The sequence below is a fragment of the Hyphomicrobium denitrificans 1NES1 genome (assembly GCF_000230975.2).
In the GTDB taxonomy this organism is placed as follows: domain Bacteria; phylum Pseudomonadota; class Alphaproteobacteria; order Rhizobiales; family Hyphomicrobiaceae; genus Hyphomicrobium_B; species Hyphomicrobium_B denitrificans_A.
The window spans coordinates 1680705-1695719 of the sequence record NC_021172.1; the positions used below are offsets into that span (position 1 = coordinate 1680705).

Genomic DNA, 15015 nt, shown 5'->3' on the forward strand with positions numbered 1-15015 from the left:
TTCAGCTATGTGCAGATTCGATAAGCGGGTTCGAGAGGCTGGCGTGAGCCGAGCGGAATCAGTCGGAATTGTCGTTCGCCGTCTCGTGCTGACACTGGCGGCGGTGACCCTCGCGCTCATTTTTGTTCCGAGCGCCGCTTCGGCCCAAAGCTGGTGGCCCTTTGGCGGGGGCGACGACGAGCCGCCGCCTCGGCCGCCCGTACCGAGCGAGCCTGTCTATCGGCAACCGGACGCCGTTCCGGCACCGGCGCCGCAGGATGCGCCGCCGCCGATGGCCCCGGCTGCTCCCGGGGCGCCGCGTTCGCCCGGGAGTCCCTCGCCTGCTCCTGCTCCGTCAGCAGGCAACTGGTCGCAAAAAAATCCAATCTGCTACCAGCTCGAACAACGTCTGGTTCAGGAAGGTCAGAAGAGCGGCCAGTCGCGTGATGCATTGCCGGGCATCGAGGATGAAATCCGAGCGCTTGAACGCGCTGTCGACAGCGGCAAGGCGCAGCTCGATCGCGGCTGCTATGAGTACTTCCTGTTCACGAAGTCGCTTCGCAACACGCCCCAATGCAAAGACCTCTCGCGGCAGGTTGAAGCGTCGAAGCGTAAACTCTCCGATCTCGATGCGCGCCGACAGGACATTCTCGGGTCGTCCGGGCATTCCTACCAGGACGACATCATCCGGGAACTCGCCCGCAACAACTGCGGCGCCAACTATGTCGACATGGCACGCCGGCGCAGCGACGGCATGTGGGAGGACGAGGAATCGAGCGGCGGCAGCACGTGGTCGCCGCGCGCAACCAACGGCGCCCAGACCTATCGGACGGTCTGCGTGCGTCTCTGCGACGGTTATTATTTTCCGATGAGCTTCTCGACGCTGCCGAGCCATTTCCCGCAGGATGCCGACGCCTGCTCGTCGAAGTGCGCGGCCCCGGCGGAGCTTTATTACTATCCCAACCCCGGCGGATCGATCGATCAGGCCGTCGCGCTCCGAACGCAGGAAGCTTACAACAAACTCAAATTCGCTTTCCGCTACCGCAAGGAAGTCGTCAAAGGCTGCTCGTGCAAAACGGCTGAGTATGTACCGGCGGACGGTAGCGCACCGAAGAAGGCTGAGAACGTCCCAGCCCAGTCGTCACCGCCACCTCCGCAGCAGCAGCATGCGAGCGATCCCTCCGGACTCGACGCACGCTCGATGGCGGCTCAATCCCAACAGCCTCCGGCGGCGCCTGCTGACAACGGTGGATGGCAGACGGAATCGCAGCAGTAGCTGGTTCTACGCCCGCTTGCCCTCAAGGCGGGCAAGTGCGCGGTCCCGTCCGATAAGCGGCAATAGCGCTTTGAGTTCAGGTCCGGACTCGCGCCCCGTCAGCGCCATCCGCAGCGGATGGAACAGCGCGCGGCCTTTGGCACCGGTCCGCGATTTGATGGCGGCGGTCCATTCCGACCACGTGCTCTCGCTCCAGGGCTCGGGCGGCAAGGTGTCGGCGGCCGCAACCGTCATCTTCGAATCTTCGATGACCGGCTCGATATCGCTCGTGACCACGTCCCACCAAAATCGCGCGTCGCTCAATACCTCGAGATTTCCACGAACGGCGTTCCAGAATTTTTCCCCGCCCGTGATGCCGAACCCGCGCAGGCGTTCCGCGACGTCGGCATAATCGAGCATGTGCAGCAGCTTGCCGTTGAGCGCCTTAAGCTCGGCGACGTCGAAACGGCCCGGTGCCGTCGAAATCTTGGCGAAATCGAGCTTTTCGGCGAGCGCATCCCGCGACGTCAGCGGCTCAATGGCGTCGGAGGTGCCGACGAGAGCCGCGTGACTGAGAACTGCCATCGGTTCGAGCCCCAGGTCGCGGAAGCTCTGCACCGAAAGTGCGCCGAGGCGCTTCGACAACGCCTGACCGTCGGCACCTATGAGGAGCGAGTGATGACCGAAGGCCGGCGGCGTAGCACCTGCCGCTTCGAACAGCGCCAGCTGCACGCCCGTATTCGTGACGTGATCCTCGCCGCGCACAATATGCGTGATGCCGAAGTCGATGTCGTCGATGACACTTGTGAACGTGTAGAGGAATGTTCCGTCCTCGCGGATCAGAACCGGATCGGAGAGCGAGCCGAGATCGACCGTCTGGTCGCCGCGGATCAAATCGTTCCAGGAAACAAGCGTCGGCTGCGGCGCGAGGTCCGTTCCCTCCGCCGTGTTCGGAAGACGAAAGCGCCAATGCGGTTTTCTGCCTTCCGCAATTTTTTCTGCGATCTCGCTATCGGAAAGTTTTAGCGCCGCCCGGTCGTAAATCGGCGGACGGTGCATCGCGAGCTGCCGCTTGCGCCGCCGGTCGAGCTCCTCCTCCGTCTCGAATGCCGGATAGAGGACGCCTTCGGCCTTGAGTGTCGCTGCCAGCGATTCATAGCGCGCCGTCCGGTCCTGCTGGCGTGCTTCCATGTCCCAAGTGAGCCCGAGCCATTCGAGATCGTCGCGGATGGCCTGCGCGAACTCGTCCGTCGAGCGCGCCGTGTCCGTATCGTCGAGACGGAGCAGAAAGTTGCCTCTGTTCTTCCTGGCATAGAGCCAATTGAGCGCCGCCGTCCGGATATTGCCGATGTGGAGGCGGCCTGTCGGGCTGGGGGCGAAGCGGACGCGCGGTTTCATTCGATTGTCTCAGGTTTTGAACGCGCTGCACCCTACTGACCGGTCGCCGGATGGCAAGGGCGGCCAAATTATTTCGCGATTTTCCGGTTTTTCGAGAGCGCGGGACTTTCGACAGCTTCATTCGGGGCATCTGCTCCCGACTGCAGCTTTTCCGATGGAATATCCTCTCGGAACCGGTTCGTAATCGGATAACGCCGGTCGCGGCCAAAATTGCGGGAGGAAATCTTGACCCCGGGCGCCGCCTGCCGGCGCTTGTATTCGGCGAGATAAAGGAGCCGCTCGACCTTCTTGACCGTTTCGGGAGCATGCCCCCGCGCAATCACATCGGCAACGGGCATTTCCTTCTCGACCAGGCTGACGAGGATGTCGTCGAGCTCGTCATAAGGCGGTAGCGAATCCTGATCCGTCTGGTTGGCACGCAACTCGGCGGTCGGTGCCTTCGTCAGGATGCGTTCCGGGATGACCACGGCCTGCGGGCCGAGAGCACCTTCGGGCCGGTGCGCATTGCGCCAGCGCGCCAATACATAAACCTCGGTCTTGTAGAGGTCCTTGATCGGATTGAAGCCGCCGTTCATGTCTCCGTAGAGGGTCGCATAACCGACAGACATCTCGCTCTTGTTGCCGGTCGTGACGAGCATCGCTCCGAACTTGTTGGAGATCGCCATCAGGATCGTACCGCGCACGCGGCTCTGCAAATTTTCCTCCGTGGTATCGGCGTTCGTGCCCGCGAAGAGATCCTTGAGGCCCCAAGCCAGTCCGGCAACGGCCGGCTCGATCGAAACTTTGTCGTAACGGATGCCGAGGGCGTTCGCGCACTGAGCCGCGTCCTCCAGACTTTCGTCGGACGTGAATTTTGATGGCAGCATGACCGCGTGCACGCGGTCAGGTCCCAACGCATCAACGGCGATCGCAGCTACGAGCGCGGAATCGATGCCTCCGGACAGGCCGAGCACGACGCCCGGAAAGCTATTCTTGTCGACGTAATCCCTGAGCCCCAGGACGCAGGCATGGTAGGCGGCCGCCGAGCCTTCGATGAGCTTCGCCACCTCCCCGGATTTGCACGTCCAGCCGGGCGGCGTGCGTTGCCATTCCGTCAATACGAGCGCTTCGCGCCAGGCCGGAAGTTGCACGGCGAGACTGCAGTCGCCATTTAAGACGAACGAGGCGCCGTCGAAGACAAGTTCGTCCTGACCGCCGACCTGATTCAAATACGCAAGCGGCAAACCGCTTTCCGTTACGCGCGCGACGGCGATATTCATGCGCGTATCGGGTTTGTGCCAGTCGAAGGGCGAGCCGTTCGGCGAGATGATAATCTCAGCACCCGTTTCGGCTAACGTCTCGACGACTTCCGAAGCCCAGATGTCCTCGCAGATCGGTACGCCGATGCGGACACCGCGCACGTTCAGCGGACCCGGCATCGGGCCTGCCGCGAATACGCGCTTTTCGTCGAATACGCCGTAGTTCGGAAGGTCGGCTTTCACAGTGACTGCTTCGATGCCGCCATGATCGAGCAGTGCCACGGCGTTGTAGACTTTGCCATTCACGCGCCAGATCGTTCCGATCAGAATGGCCGGACCGTCTGCACACCGCGCCGCGAGACGCTCAAGCTCGACGCGCGTCGCATCCTGAAACGCCAGCTTCAAAACGAGATCTTCGGGCGGATAACCGTTCAGAAAAAGTTCGGGGAAGACGATAACGTCGGCGCCAAGCGTCTTCGCCTGGGCATGCGCTTCGGCGGCGCGCCGGGCGTTGCCAACCAGATCTCCAACAGTCGGGTTGAGTTGGGCAAGGGCGATGCGCATGCGGCGGCTAAATCCTCAAGAACGGGCCGACGCGCCATTACTCGCCAAGCGCGCCGATGTCCGTCTTATGCCGCTTCAAGGCAATCGTTGTCACGCCTTAACGGGCGACAATGACCGTGCAATGGGCCCGGCCTGCAATGTCTGCGGCGACAGAGCCAAGAACGAGCCGCGACAATCCATGCTTGTCTCCTGTTCCGGTGACGATGATGTCGTAGTCTTCCTGTTCGGCGTAGGCGACCACTCCGGCTGCTGCCTCACGGCTGCGCAAAAAGGCCGTGTCAACGTTTTTGGCGCCGGCGCCAGTGGCAGCATTTTCTGCCACATCGAGCACCTGCTGCACTTCCCTATCCTCTTTGATGTACATCGCTCCGCTGCGTGCGCCACCGATCATCACGTTCACGGAAGCAATCGTTAATTTCGAGCCGAGCCTATTCGCCAACTCGGCTGCGAACTGAACGGCCTTGTCGGAATGGGACGTGCCATCGACAGCACAGAGTATTTTATGAACCATGATTTCCTCACTGGTATGGACCGCTGAGAACGTTATGGAGCGCTAAAACGTACGCCATTGTCTTAAATCAATGGGCGACGCTTTATTTTACTTGGCGGAATGCAATTTTACTAGCTGGAAAAACGTTCCGCTCACAGAATATCGCACCGGGTGGGTGAAGAGGGGAGCAACGACCGTTAATCGCCGTCGTCGTCGTCGCAGGGTACGGGAAATTCAACGTCGGGGTCCCAGCATATCCCGGAGTCATGGACCTGCTGATCAATCGTCGGCCGCAGGTCCGTTGCCGTGACGGCCGAGGCATGGACGATGCATGCGAACGCCAAGACGACACGATAGACCATGCCGGACTCCCACGTCAGCGGCACGTATGCGCCGCACCGACGACAGACTGCGTGCCGGCCGAACTCTTATGCGGCCGGCAGCGTTCGTCTCAAGCGATCAGTGTCCTCGGCTCGATGCGCGCATCGGCCGCCCGTTCTTTTTTCAATTGCTCGGCAACGAGGAAAGCAAGCTCCAATGCCTGATCGGCATTGAGCCTCGGATCGCAATGCGTGTGATAGCGGTCGGACAAATCCTGCTCGGAAATCGCCGTCGCGCCACCCGTGCACTCCGTCACGTTCTGGCCGGTCATCTCGACGTGGATGCCACCGGCATGCGTGCCTTCGGCGCGATGGATCTCGAAGAACGACAGACTCTCCCTGAGGATACGATCGAAGGGACGGGTCTTGTAACCGTTGACAGCCGAGATCGTATTGCCATGCATCGGGTCGCACGACCAGAGCACCGTACGACCTGCCTTCTTCACGGCGCGGATGAGCTTCGGCAAATGCGCCTCGACCTTGTCGAATCCGAAGCGGCAAATGAGCGTCAGACGGCCCGGCTCGTCCTTCGGATTGAGAATGTCGATCAGCCGCAACAGACCGTCGGGCTCAAGCGATGGACCGCATTTCAGCCCGATCGGGTTTTTGATGCCGCGGCAGTATTCGATATGCGCATGATCGGGCTGACGCGTTCTGTCGCCGACCCAGATCATGTGGCCGCTCGTTGCATACCAATCACCGCTGGTCGAATCCTTCCGCGTCAGCGCCTGCTCGTAGCCGAGCAGCAACGCTTCGTGACTCGTGTAGAAATTCGTCGTCCGGAGCTGGGGCGTATTTTCCGAGGTGATGCCGCAAGCACGCATGAACTGCAGCGTTTCGGCGATCTGGTCGGCAAGCTCCTGATAGCGGTGGCCCTGGGGGCTGTCCTTCACGAAGCCCATGTTCCACTGATGGACGCGCTCCAGGTCGGCATAACCGCCCGTCGCAAACGCGCGAATGAGATTGAGCGTCGCCGCCGACTGCCGGTAAGCCTCGAGCTGCCGGATCGGATCGGGAATACGCGCCGCTGCCGTGAACTCAGGGCCGTTGACGATGTCGCCACGATAGCTTGGAAGCTCGCTGCCGTTCTTTTTTTCGGTCGGCGACGAGCGCGGCTTGGCGAACTGCCCCGCGATGCGCCCGACCTTCGTTACCGGCTGCCCGCCGGCATAGGTCAGCACCACCGCCATCTGCAGGAAGACGCGGAAGAAATCGCGAATGTTGTCGGCCCGGTGCTCGGCGAAGCTCTCGGCGCAGTCGCCGCCTTGGAGGAGAAAACCGTTGCCCAACGCTATCGAGGCAAGCTGCTTTTTCAGATCGCGGGCCTCGCCGGCAAAAACGAGCGGCGGGAAGGTTGCGAGACGGGCTTCGACATCCTGCAGCGCTTTGGCGTCCGGATAATCGGGAACCTGCAGGATCGGCTTCGTGCGCCAGCTATCCGGCGACCATTTCTCTGATTGTGTGGCAGATGCCATCTTCTACTCCTGGCGAGCGGTCGGAGCCGTACCTTCCGGCCGGCCGCCCAATCCCGCTCCGCATCGCTTTGTTCCGGGCTTATACGCCAGCGACGCTTCGCCGGGCAAGCTAAAGCCCCGCCGCCATGCCACCGTCGACGAACAATTCCGCGCCGGTGCAATATAGGCTGTCGTCGGAGGCAAAAAAGACCGCTGCGCCAACGAGGTCTTCGGGCTGGCCGAGCCGCCCCAGCGGGGTCTTGTCGATCAATGCCTTCTTTATGGGCGGCAGCTTCAGGAGACGGTTCGTGATTGCCGTTTCGATGTAGCCTGGCGCGATCGAGTTCACACGGATGTTGAAAGGCGAATATTCGACCGCCAGGCCCTTCGTCAGCGCCGTCACGGCGCCCTTCGTCGCCGTGTAGGCAGCCAACGGCCGCAGGCCGCGATGCGCCATGATCGACGAAATGTTGATGATCGACGGGTTTTGGCCTTTGCGCAGTAACGGCAGCGCATCCCGGCTGAGCCGCAGAATGCCGTCGACATTAACTTCGCGCAGTTTATCCCAATCCGCATCCGATAGCTGGCGCAGCTCGCTACGGACGAGAATGCCGGCGTTGTTCACCAGGATATCCGCCCGGGCATGCGCCACGCCGACGTTGCGGATAAGCGCCGTCAGATCCTGCCCCTTCGAGACATCGACGACCATAGCCGTCGCGGCGCCGCCCTTGTCTTTGATGTCGCGAACGGTTTCCTCGGCACTCTCGCAGTTGATATCGGTGACCCAGACGTGCGCGCCTTCAGCGGCAAACCGCCTTGCGATAGCCCGGCCGATGCCGACGCCCGCGCCTGTGACGATCGCAATTTTTCCGCTGAGACGTGTCATGACGCCCTCTTTGCTGTGCCTCGGGATGAACCCTTAAATTTCTGTCCGGCTCGGATCAACCGGCAGCCTCGCCCGGGGCGACCCATTTTTCGCGTAACGTCACGAGTTCTTCCGCGGCGGATGGATGCAGCGCCATGGTTCGATCGAAGTCGGCTTTGGTTGCGCCCATGCGGACTGCGATTGCTGCCATTTGCGCGATCTCGGCCGCATCGGGACCTAGGAGATGTACGCCGACAACCCGGTCGCCTGCGGCTTCGACGATGAGTTTCATCAACATCCGCTCGTCCCTGCCCGCGATGATCGACTTCATCGGCCGGAAGCTGCCTTTATAGATGTCGACGGACTCATATTGCGTACGGGCCTCGTGCTCCGAAAATCCGACGGTTCCGATCTCAGGTGTCGCAAAGACGGCGGTTGGAATCGTCGTGTAGTCGACCGACCACGGCTTGTTGCCGAATACAGTGTCGGAGAAGGCATGCCCTTCGCGAATGGCGACCGGCGTCAGATTCACGCGATTTGTGACGTCGCCCACAGCGTAGATCGACGGCACCGTCGTTTGCGATCCGGCGTCGACGACAACGGCGCCTTCTCCATCGAGCTTCACGCCCGCGCCTTCGAGTCCCAATCCAACAGTATTGGGCGACCGGCCGATGGCAAACATGATCGTATCGGCGTCTAAGACTTCGCCGCCAGTGATATGCCCGACAGGCCCGTTGCTTGCCTTCTCGATTTTCGTAAAAACCTTACCGGTAATGATGCGAATGCCGCGCTTCGCCATCGCCGCCGCCAAGCCGTCGCGCCAATCCTCGTCGAAGCCGCGCAGGATCTTTTCGCCGCGATAGATCAGTGTCACGTCGGCGCCGAGCCCGTTGAAGATCGACGCAAACTCAACAGCTATATAGCCGCCGCCCGCAATGACGATCCGGCGCGGCAGCTCCTTCAAATGGAAGGCTTCGTTGGATGTGATGACGTGCTCGATGCCAGGCAAATTCGGATCGATGTTTGGGCGGCCGCCTGTTGCGATCAGAATGTACTTTGCAGAGATTTTGCGCCCGGAAGCCAAGACGATTTCATTCGCGCCGCCGACCGCCGCACGTTCCGCAAAGATCTCGACGTTGAATTTTGCGAGCGTCGCGCGATAGGCCGCCTCGAGGCGGGCAATCTCCTTGTCCTTGGCTGCGATCAACGACGGCCAATCGAATTTCGGGGTTTCGAGCGACCAGCCGAACCCGGCAGCATCCTCGAATTCGTCGGCGAAGCGGCTCGCGTAGACGAGGATTTTCTTCGGCACGCAACCGCGAATAACGCATGTGCCACCGACGCGATATTCTTCAGCGATAGCAACACGGGCGCCGTGGCTTGCCGCAATCCGTGCCGCCCTGACGCCGCCGGAACCTGCGCCGATGACAAAAAGATCGTATTCGAATTCCTGCATGAACCTAGAAACGGCTTCTACTGCGGCTGCTGCGGCGGCGATTGCTCGGGCGGGGCCGATTGCTCCGGAGGCGGTGCGGCCGCTTTCATCTCGTCGGCAATCTTCTCGCTATATTTCATACCGATGGCCGCGCCTTTCTGCATCAGCTCCGGCGTCTTCGCGATAAACTTGGCACCGGCGCCCGAGCGATAGAAATCGGCAACGGTTTTCATTTCCTCGGCCGTGAAGGTCTGCGCGTAGAGGACGGCGAAGTCCGAGATCATCTGATCCTTATATTCGAGCAGTTTCTTCATGCCGGAATCGAACTGCGTAGAAAGCTTCTTGCCCATTTCCGAATTTTCGGCCCCGGCGCCCTTGGCGAAGCCGCGCGACATGGCTTCGACCATGCCGTCCATCTGTTTGGTGACGCCTGTGACCTCCAGGAGATCACGCGCCGCGGCAACACGCGCGGGGTCGACCGGCGGCTGGGTATCTTCAGCAAAGGCGGGGGCAGCGAAACCGATCGCAATGCAAATCGCAACAATGATCGAACGCATCATCAGCTCTCCTCGTCAAAATCAGAATCGACCGCCGACAGCACCTCGACGCCCATCGGACCGGCAATGATTCCGACGTCGGCAATGCCGAGGAATAATCCGCTTTCCACGACGCCCGGAACGAGCTTCAGAGCGTCGTCCAGTGCTTCGGGATCGTCAATCGTACCAAACGAGCAATCAAAAATATGGTTGCCATTATCTGTCAGATACGGCGTACCGTCCGCGCCTGCCCGCAATTTGATCTCGCCGTCGCAACCGGAATCGGCAGCCATCTGAAAGATCAGGCGCTGGGTTGCGGCCAGGCCGAACGGCACGACTTCGAGCGGGAGCGGAAAGCGGCCCAAAACGTCGACGCGCTTCGAGCTATCGGCGATGATGACGACGCGATTGGACGCGACTGCGACGATCTTCTCGCGCAGCAGGGCACCCCCGCCGCCTTTGATGAGCCGTAGCTCCTCGTCGATCTCGTCGGCGCCATCGACCGTCAGATCGAGCGCCGGATGCTGATCGAGGGTGCCGAGCGGAATTCCGAGCGCCGCCGCCTGAGCACGCGTCGCTTCCGATGTCGGAACGCAAACGACCTTCAGCCCGGACTTTACTTTTGCTCCGAGCAGATCGACGAACTTGGCTGCGGTAGAACCCGTGCCAAGTCCAAGCTTCATGCCGTCTTCAACGAAGCTCAAGGCCTGTTCCGCCGCCTGACGCTTCCAATCGTCGCTGCTCATGCCTGCCCCAACGCGTTATACCGCTCTCATGACTTGCTAACCCGACTTCATTTCGCGCGACCTCTGTAGGCTGCCGGTGAGGCCCTTTCAAGCGGCGTGCTGCCAACCCGGTTTCGCAATGCCCCGTGATGTCGAACATGACGCCCAATCGGTATCGGTCGTCTAAGGAGAGTTCATGAAGGACTGGACCGTTGTTTTCGATCTCGACGGAACACTTGTGGATACGGCGCCGGACCTTGCCGAGGCGACGAACTACGTGCTGCAGACGCTCGGCCTCGACCGGGTGAACGAACTGGAGATCCGGCCCTTCGTCGGCCATGGGGCTCTTGCGATGATCGACGGCGCGGTCAAGGCGCATGGACGGACGTTGTCCGAGCGCGAGCTTTACGATCTCTTCGAAGTCTTCATTGCATATTACACGGCGCATATCGCAGACCGGAGCGTTCCCTACCCGAATGTCGTTGCCACGCTCGAAGCCTTGCGGCGCAACGGCGCGACGCTCGCGGTGTGCACGAACAAGATCGAAATACAGGCGCGGCGCGTCCTCGAAGAGCTCAAGCTCGACGGCTATTTCTCCGCACTCACGGGGCGCGACAGTCTCGGAAGCTATAAGCCTGATCCGCGTCATCTGACCGGCACAATCGCGCGCGCGGGGGGACGCCCGGCAACATCCATCATGGTCGGCGACAGCGAAACGGATATCCGAACGGCGAAAGCAGCCCGGATACCGATCATCGCCGTCAGCTTCGGTTACAGCGTCGATCCCGTTGCCTCGTATGGGCCGGATGCGATCATCGACGATTATCTCGACCTCGGTGCCGCGATCCGCAAGTTTGCCGGCACGCCTGTCAATACGTGAGCACCTTGCTTTCGCCCGACATGATTTCCTCGATGAAGTGCGCCGCGCCGACGACACCGCTGCACTCGGGAATCAGGTCCTCTTTGTGCATGCCAACGAGATCGAGGTCCGGTGAGCAGCAAAAGAATTTCACACCCGCCGCATGTGCTTCCTTGATGAAATCGTGGACCGAGCGTGTTTCACCGTGCTTCAGGTGAATATTCTCCGCGACGCCGACCTTCAGAAGCTTCGTCGATGTGCCGGTGCAGATGACCTCGACATGGTAGGACATCGCCGCGGCGACCGTCGCCTGGACGATCGGCGCTCCGACCTCCTCGCTATTGCGAGGGTCGGTGTTGGACAGAATGAATATCAGCTTCTGGGTCACAGCGATCGCCTCGGTCTACGAGTCTGCGCGAAGGACAGTGCCCTCATTGAACGGAGACCGCAACAGCCGAAGCGTCAGAAATGGCGGCTGACATAGCGGCGATAGACAAGAATGCTCGCCGGCAAAAAGACCAAATCGGCGATAAGGGACGCAAGCAGCGTCACACCGCAGACGAAACCGAAGAGCCTGAGCGACGGGAGATCCGAGAAAACCGTCACGCCAAGGCCGAATGCCAGCACAATTGTCGTCAGGATGATTGCCGGCCCGACGAGGACGCGCGCGTTGCGGATGGCGAGTTCGGGCGGCACGCCCGGCCTCTCTTCGAGCCGCAGCCGGTTCAGGAAGTGTATGAGCGCGTCGACGCCGAGACCGAAGACGACGAGCAGCGCCACGACAGACGCAAATTCCAGTCCACCGTTCAGATACCAGAGCAAGGCGCCCGATGCGACAACCGGAAACAGTCCGGGCAGCAGGCTGATGAACCCGACGAAGAACGAGCGGAACGCCAACGCCAAAAGCGCGCCGGCAACCAGCACGCAGAGCGGGATGCTTTCATCAAGCTGCGAGATCATCCGGTAGCTGTTCCGGGCCGCGAGAGCTGGAAGGCCCGTCACTGAAATTTCGTATTGCGGATATTCCTTGCGGATCGGATCGAGCGCATGATCGACCTTCTCCACAAGAGGCAAAATCTGGCTCGCATCGACGTCGGGAAGCCGTCCCGTCACAAGAACGGCGTCCTGCTCTTTCGCGATGAAGCGGCGCACCAGATGCTCAGGCAGAAGATTGACGTATTTCTTGATGGTCTCGACGTTATCGTCGCCGTTCTCGCGCAACCAGCGCCGGAGGCTTTCCAGCGACCAGACGTTGCCCAAACCCGCCGCCTTCTCCAGCGCGATATGCGTTTCCTCGATGACCTTCAGCGTCGCCGGATCGTAGAGGCTCGCGCCGTTTTTCCATTGGATCATCACATGAAACGGATTGGCGCCGGTTAGCTTCGAATCGATGCGGCCCGTCGCGGCCAGCGCCTGCTCCCGGTCCGGGACCTGGTCGGCAAGCCGGTATCGCGGTTCGAGCTTCAGATGCAGAAATGCGAAGAAACCGAAAAGCGTGAATCCGAGCAGCGTATAGAGAACGGCATGCTCGACGACGCGATCGACGACCACGCCGACGAAGTTGCCAAGAGCGTCCATCATACGGTCGGCTGGCGTGTGCTCGCGTGCCAGCGTTTTCTCGTTGCGGATTAGCATGAGCGCCAGCAGCGGCAGCACGACGATCACGGCGATGAACGAAATGCCGACCGCCATGGCGCCCGCCTCACCGAACGTCCGGATAAGGCCCGACTCGGAAAACAGCAGCGCCATGAACGACAGGAGCGCAGCACCGTGCGCGAGCACGCACGCGGGCCCCACGATGTTGATCGCAAATTTCACGGCGTCGAGCTTGCTGTCTCCCTCGCGCAACCGGATGCGAATGGCTGAGACCATCTGCATGCTGTCGGCGAAGCCCATCACCATGATGAGCGGCGTCATGACGTTCAGGAACAGATTGAGCTTGAATCCGAGCCAGCCCAGCAGGCCGAGCGACCACACAACCGCGATCACGGGCGGCAGGGCCGCAACGAGCATCAGCGAGACGCGCCGGAAGAAGATCGCTGCAATGGTCGCGCCGAACAGAAGACCAAGACCATTGTAGACGATCTGGTCGCGCTCGACCGAATTGCGGATTTCGAGCTGCATGACCGGCGCGCCGGCGAGCTTGACCGACAGGCCCGCCGGATTGAGGTCTTCCTTGGCGACGTTCTCGATGTCGCCGATAACCGTCTTCGCCGATTTCTCCGCGACGACACCACGGTCGAGCGCGAGCACGATCAAGGCGAGCTGGCCGTCGTTGGAAAGGAATTTACCCTTGACGATATCGTTGTTTTTGAGCGCGGAGATGATTGCGTCGAAGGCAGCGGCATCCTTCGGGAGTTCGTCGGGCACGACAGGCGGTGCGTAGCCCGTCGCATCCGGCTTGCCGCGGGCCGAGAGCATCGAGACGATGCCGTCGACGCCGTCCGCCAGTTGCAAGTCAGCAGCAGCGTTGGCGAAGGCGGCGAGCCCTTCGCGCGTCAAAAGCTTCTTGCCCTCGACGACGACCAGGACGTCGTACTCGCTCGACGGAAACCGCCGATCGATTTCTTCGTAAGTCTTGAACTCGGGCGTATTGGTCCGGAACAGCTCGGACAAGCTGTCGTCGACCTTCAACCGCATCAAACCAAATGCAGCAATGCAGGTAATGATCAGAACAATCAGGGCAGCGAACCACGGCGCACGGAGCCCAATCAGGCCCAGTTTGTTCAAACCCAGCGACATTGGAAATGGTTGTGGCGGCTTCTGGAGCTGCAACCCGTCCTCCCGAGCGACCCCCGATCCAAGAAGTCGCGGGTCTGCGCCTTCCATTGTCGCACATGTTTTCGGCAGACATCGCATTTTGCAAGGGGCGAGCGCAAGGGTGCGTGGCGCTCGGGCAACGGTCAAACAACAGCTTTTGCTCGGCAGGGAACTCAGCGACTCTGGTCGGAGGTGCAGCGCTCCAAGCGCCCGTCTCCTTGGCCATCTGGCGTGCACCCCGAACGACGGCCCCGTTTCACCGCGCCGCGCTTGACAGGTTCCCACAGCGCCTCGCATAAGGGCCGTCTTCAACCAGGGCGGTTAGCTCAGCGGTAGAGCACACGCTTCACACGCGTGGGGTCACAGGTTCAATCCCTGTACCGCCCACCATTCTCCAACAGTCGCTCACAAAAAACTGCGTTCGCTGACGCGATTTGTATCCGGCAGCTCCGAATTTGGCCATGAAGCCGCGCCACCAGTGAAGTTGGGGACGAGGGAGAACGAAATGTCACTGAAAGGTATAACCGTCGCGCTGCTCGCGCTCGCGGCCGTCGTCATCACGGCACCTCAAGGCAAGGCCGCATCGGCACCGGAAATCGATGCTGGCGTCGATGCGACGCTCGACACGTTTTTCTATCAGGTTCGGGGGGCTCGGGAGCTGGCGCACAAGGCAGTCGGCATTCTCGTCTTTCCGTCCGTCGTCAAAGCCGGATTCGGATTCGGCGGCGAATACGGCGAAGGTGCCCTCCGCATTCATGGCCGGACAGCCGGCTATTACAACAACGTCTCGGCATCGTTCGGTTTTCAGCTTGGCGTACAATCGCGCTCGGTCGTCATCATGTTCATGACCCCGCAGGCGCTTGACCAATTCCGCCGGACGTCCGGATGGAAAGTCGGCGTCGACGGTTCGGTGGCAATCATTACCGTTGGCGTCGGTGGATCCGTCGACTCCAACAAGATCACGAGTCCCGTCGTCGGCTTCATCCTCGATCCCCAAGGGCTGATGTATAACCTGACGCTCGAAGGCTCGAAAATATCGCGTATATCGCGCTGACCTATCTCGCGCAGCCGCGATGT

The 15015-nt window shown here is 61.0% G+C and carries 14 protein-coding genes and 1 tRNA gene; 4 read left to right on the forward strand and 11 right to left on the reverse strand.

Annotated elements, in window-relative coordinates; genetic code table 11:
- Nucleotides 1-43 precede the first annotated feature (43 nt).
- The gene (locus HYPDE_RS07990; RefSeq protein WP_041320192.1) at nucleotides 44-1255 is read left to right on the forward strand and encodes a DUF2865 domain-containing protein; all 1212 of its coding nucleotides are present in this window, start codon (nucleotides 44-46) and stop codon (nucleotides 1253-1255) included.
- Nucleotides 1256-1261: 6 nt separating this feature from the next.
- Here the strand turns inward: HYPDE_RS07990 and gltX are convergent, their stop codons facing one another.
- The 9 genes from gltX to rpiA form a co-directional block, all read right to left on the reverse strand.
- A complete protein-coding gene (gene gltX / locus HYPDE_RS07995) occupies nucleotides 1262-2632 on the reverse strand; it encodes a glutamate--tRNA ligase (RefSeq protein WP_015597913.1) in 1371 nt (456 codons plus the stop codon).
- A gap of 68 nt (nucleotides 2633-2700) precedes the next feature.
- Nucleotides 2701-4434 (reverse strand): NAD+ synthase, encoded by a 1734-nt coding sequence (locus HYPDE_RS08000; RefSeq protein ID WP_015597914.1) that lies wholly within the window; start codon nucleotides 4432-4434, stop codon nucleotides 2701-2703.
- A 97-nt stretch (nucleotides 4435-4531) separates the two neighbouring features.
- Entirely contained in the window at nucleotides 4532-4945 is a 414-nt protein-coding gene (locus HYPDE_RS08005) for a universal stress protein (protein ID WP_015597915.1), read from the reverse strand.
- Between the two features lie 176 nt (nucleotides 4946-5121).
- Nucleotides 5122-5286: a hypothetical protein gene (locus HYPDE_RS19335; RefSeq protein ID WP_187290873.1), complete on the reverse strand. Its 165-nt coding sequence runs from the start codon at nucleotides 5284-5286 to the stop codon at nucleotides 5122-5124.
- Nucleotides 5287-5375: 89 nt separating this feature from the next.
- Nucleotides 5376-6779, reverse strand: a complete 1404-nt coding sequence (locus HYPDE_RS08015) for a class II 3-deoxy-7-phosphoheptulonate synthase (RefSeq protein WP_015597917.1) — start codon at nucleotides 6777-6779, stop codon at nucleotides 5376-5378.
- 109 nt (nucleotides 6780-6888) lie between these two features.
- The gene (locus HYPDE_RS08020; protein ID WP_015597918.1) at nucleotides 6889-7644 is read right to left on the reverse strand and encodes an SDR family NAD(P)-dependent oxidoreductase; all 756 of its coding nucleotides are present in this window, start codon (nucleotides 7642-7644) and stop codon (nucleotides 6889-6891) included.
- Between the two features lie 55 nt (nucleotides 7645-7699).
- Nucleotides 7700-9079 (reverse strand): glutathione-disulfide reductase, encoded by a 1380-nt coding sequence (gor, locus tag HYPDE_RS08025; RefSeq protein WP_015597919.1) that lies wholly within the window; start codon nucleotides 9077-9079, stop codon nucleotides 7700-7702.
- Nucleotides 9080-9096: 17 nt separating this feature from the next.
- Nucleotides 9097-9618, reverse strand: a complete 522-nt coding sequence (locus tag HYPDE_RS08030; protein WP_015597920.1) for a DUF2059 domain-containing protein — start codon at nucleotides 9616-9618, stop codon at nucleotides 9097-9099.
- A complete protein-coding gene (gene rpiA, locus HYPDE_RS08035) occupies nucleotides 9618-10340 on the reverse strand; it encodes a ribose-5-phosphate isomerase RpiA (protein ID WP_015597921.1) in 723 nt (240 codons plus the stop codon). Before rpiA ends, HYPDE_RS08030 begins: the two co-directional genes overlap by 1 nt.
- Before the next feature lie 175 nt (nucleotides 10341-10515).
- Here rpiA and HYPDE_RS08040 point away from each other — a divergent pair, with 175 nt between their 5' ends.
- Nucleotides 10516-11199, forward strand: a complete 684-nt coding sequence (locus tag HYPDE_RS08040) for an HAD family hydrolase (RefSeq protein WP_015597922.1) — start codon at nucleotides 10516-10518, stop codon at nucleotides 11197-11199.
- Here the strand turns inward: HYPDE_RS08040 and HYPDE_RS08045 are convergent.
- Nucleotides 11189-11566 (reverse strand): DsrE/DsrF/DrsH-like family protein, encoded by a 378-nt coding sequence (locus tag HYPDE_RS08045; RefSeq protein ID WP_015597923.1) that lies wholly within the window; start codon nucleotides 11564-11566, stop codon nucleotides 11189-11191. The two genes, HYPDE_RS08040 and HYPDE_RS08045, sit on opposite strands and share 11 nt — an antisense overlap.
- 74 nt (nucleotides 11567-11640) lie before the next feature.
- Entirely contained in the window at nucleotides 11641-13953 is a 2313-nt protein-coding gene (locus HYPDE_RS08050) for an efflux RND transporter permease subunit (protein WP_041321015.1), read from the reverse strand.
- A gap of 300 nt (nucleotides 13954-14253) precedes the next feature.
- Between HYPDE_RS08050 and HYPDE_RS08055 the strand changes: the two genes are divergently transcribed.
- Nucleotides 14254-14328 (forward strand) — tRNA-Val (locus tag HYPDE_RS08055).
- A 115-nt stretch (nucleotides 14329-14443) separates the two neighbouring features.
- On the forward strand, nucleotides 14444-14992 hold the full coding sequence (locus HYPDE_RS08060) for a BPSL1445 family SYLF domain-containing lipoprotein (protein ID WP_015597926.1): 549 nt from the start codon (nucleotides 14444-14446) through the stop codon (nucleotides 14990-14992).
- Nucleotides 14993-15015 lie beyond the last annotated feature (23 nt).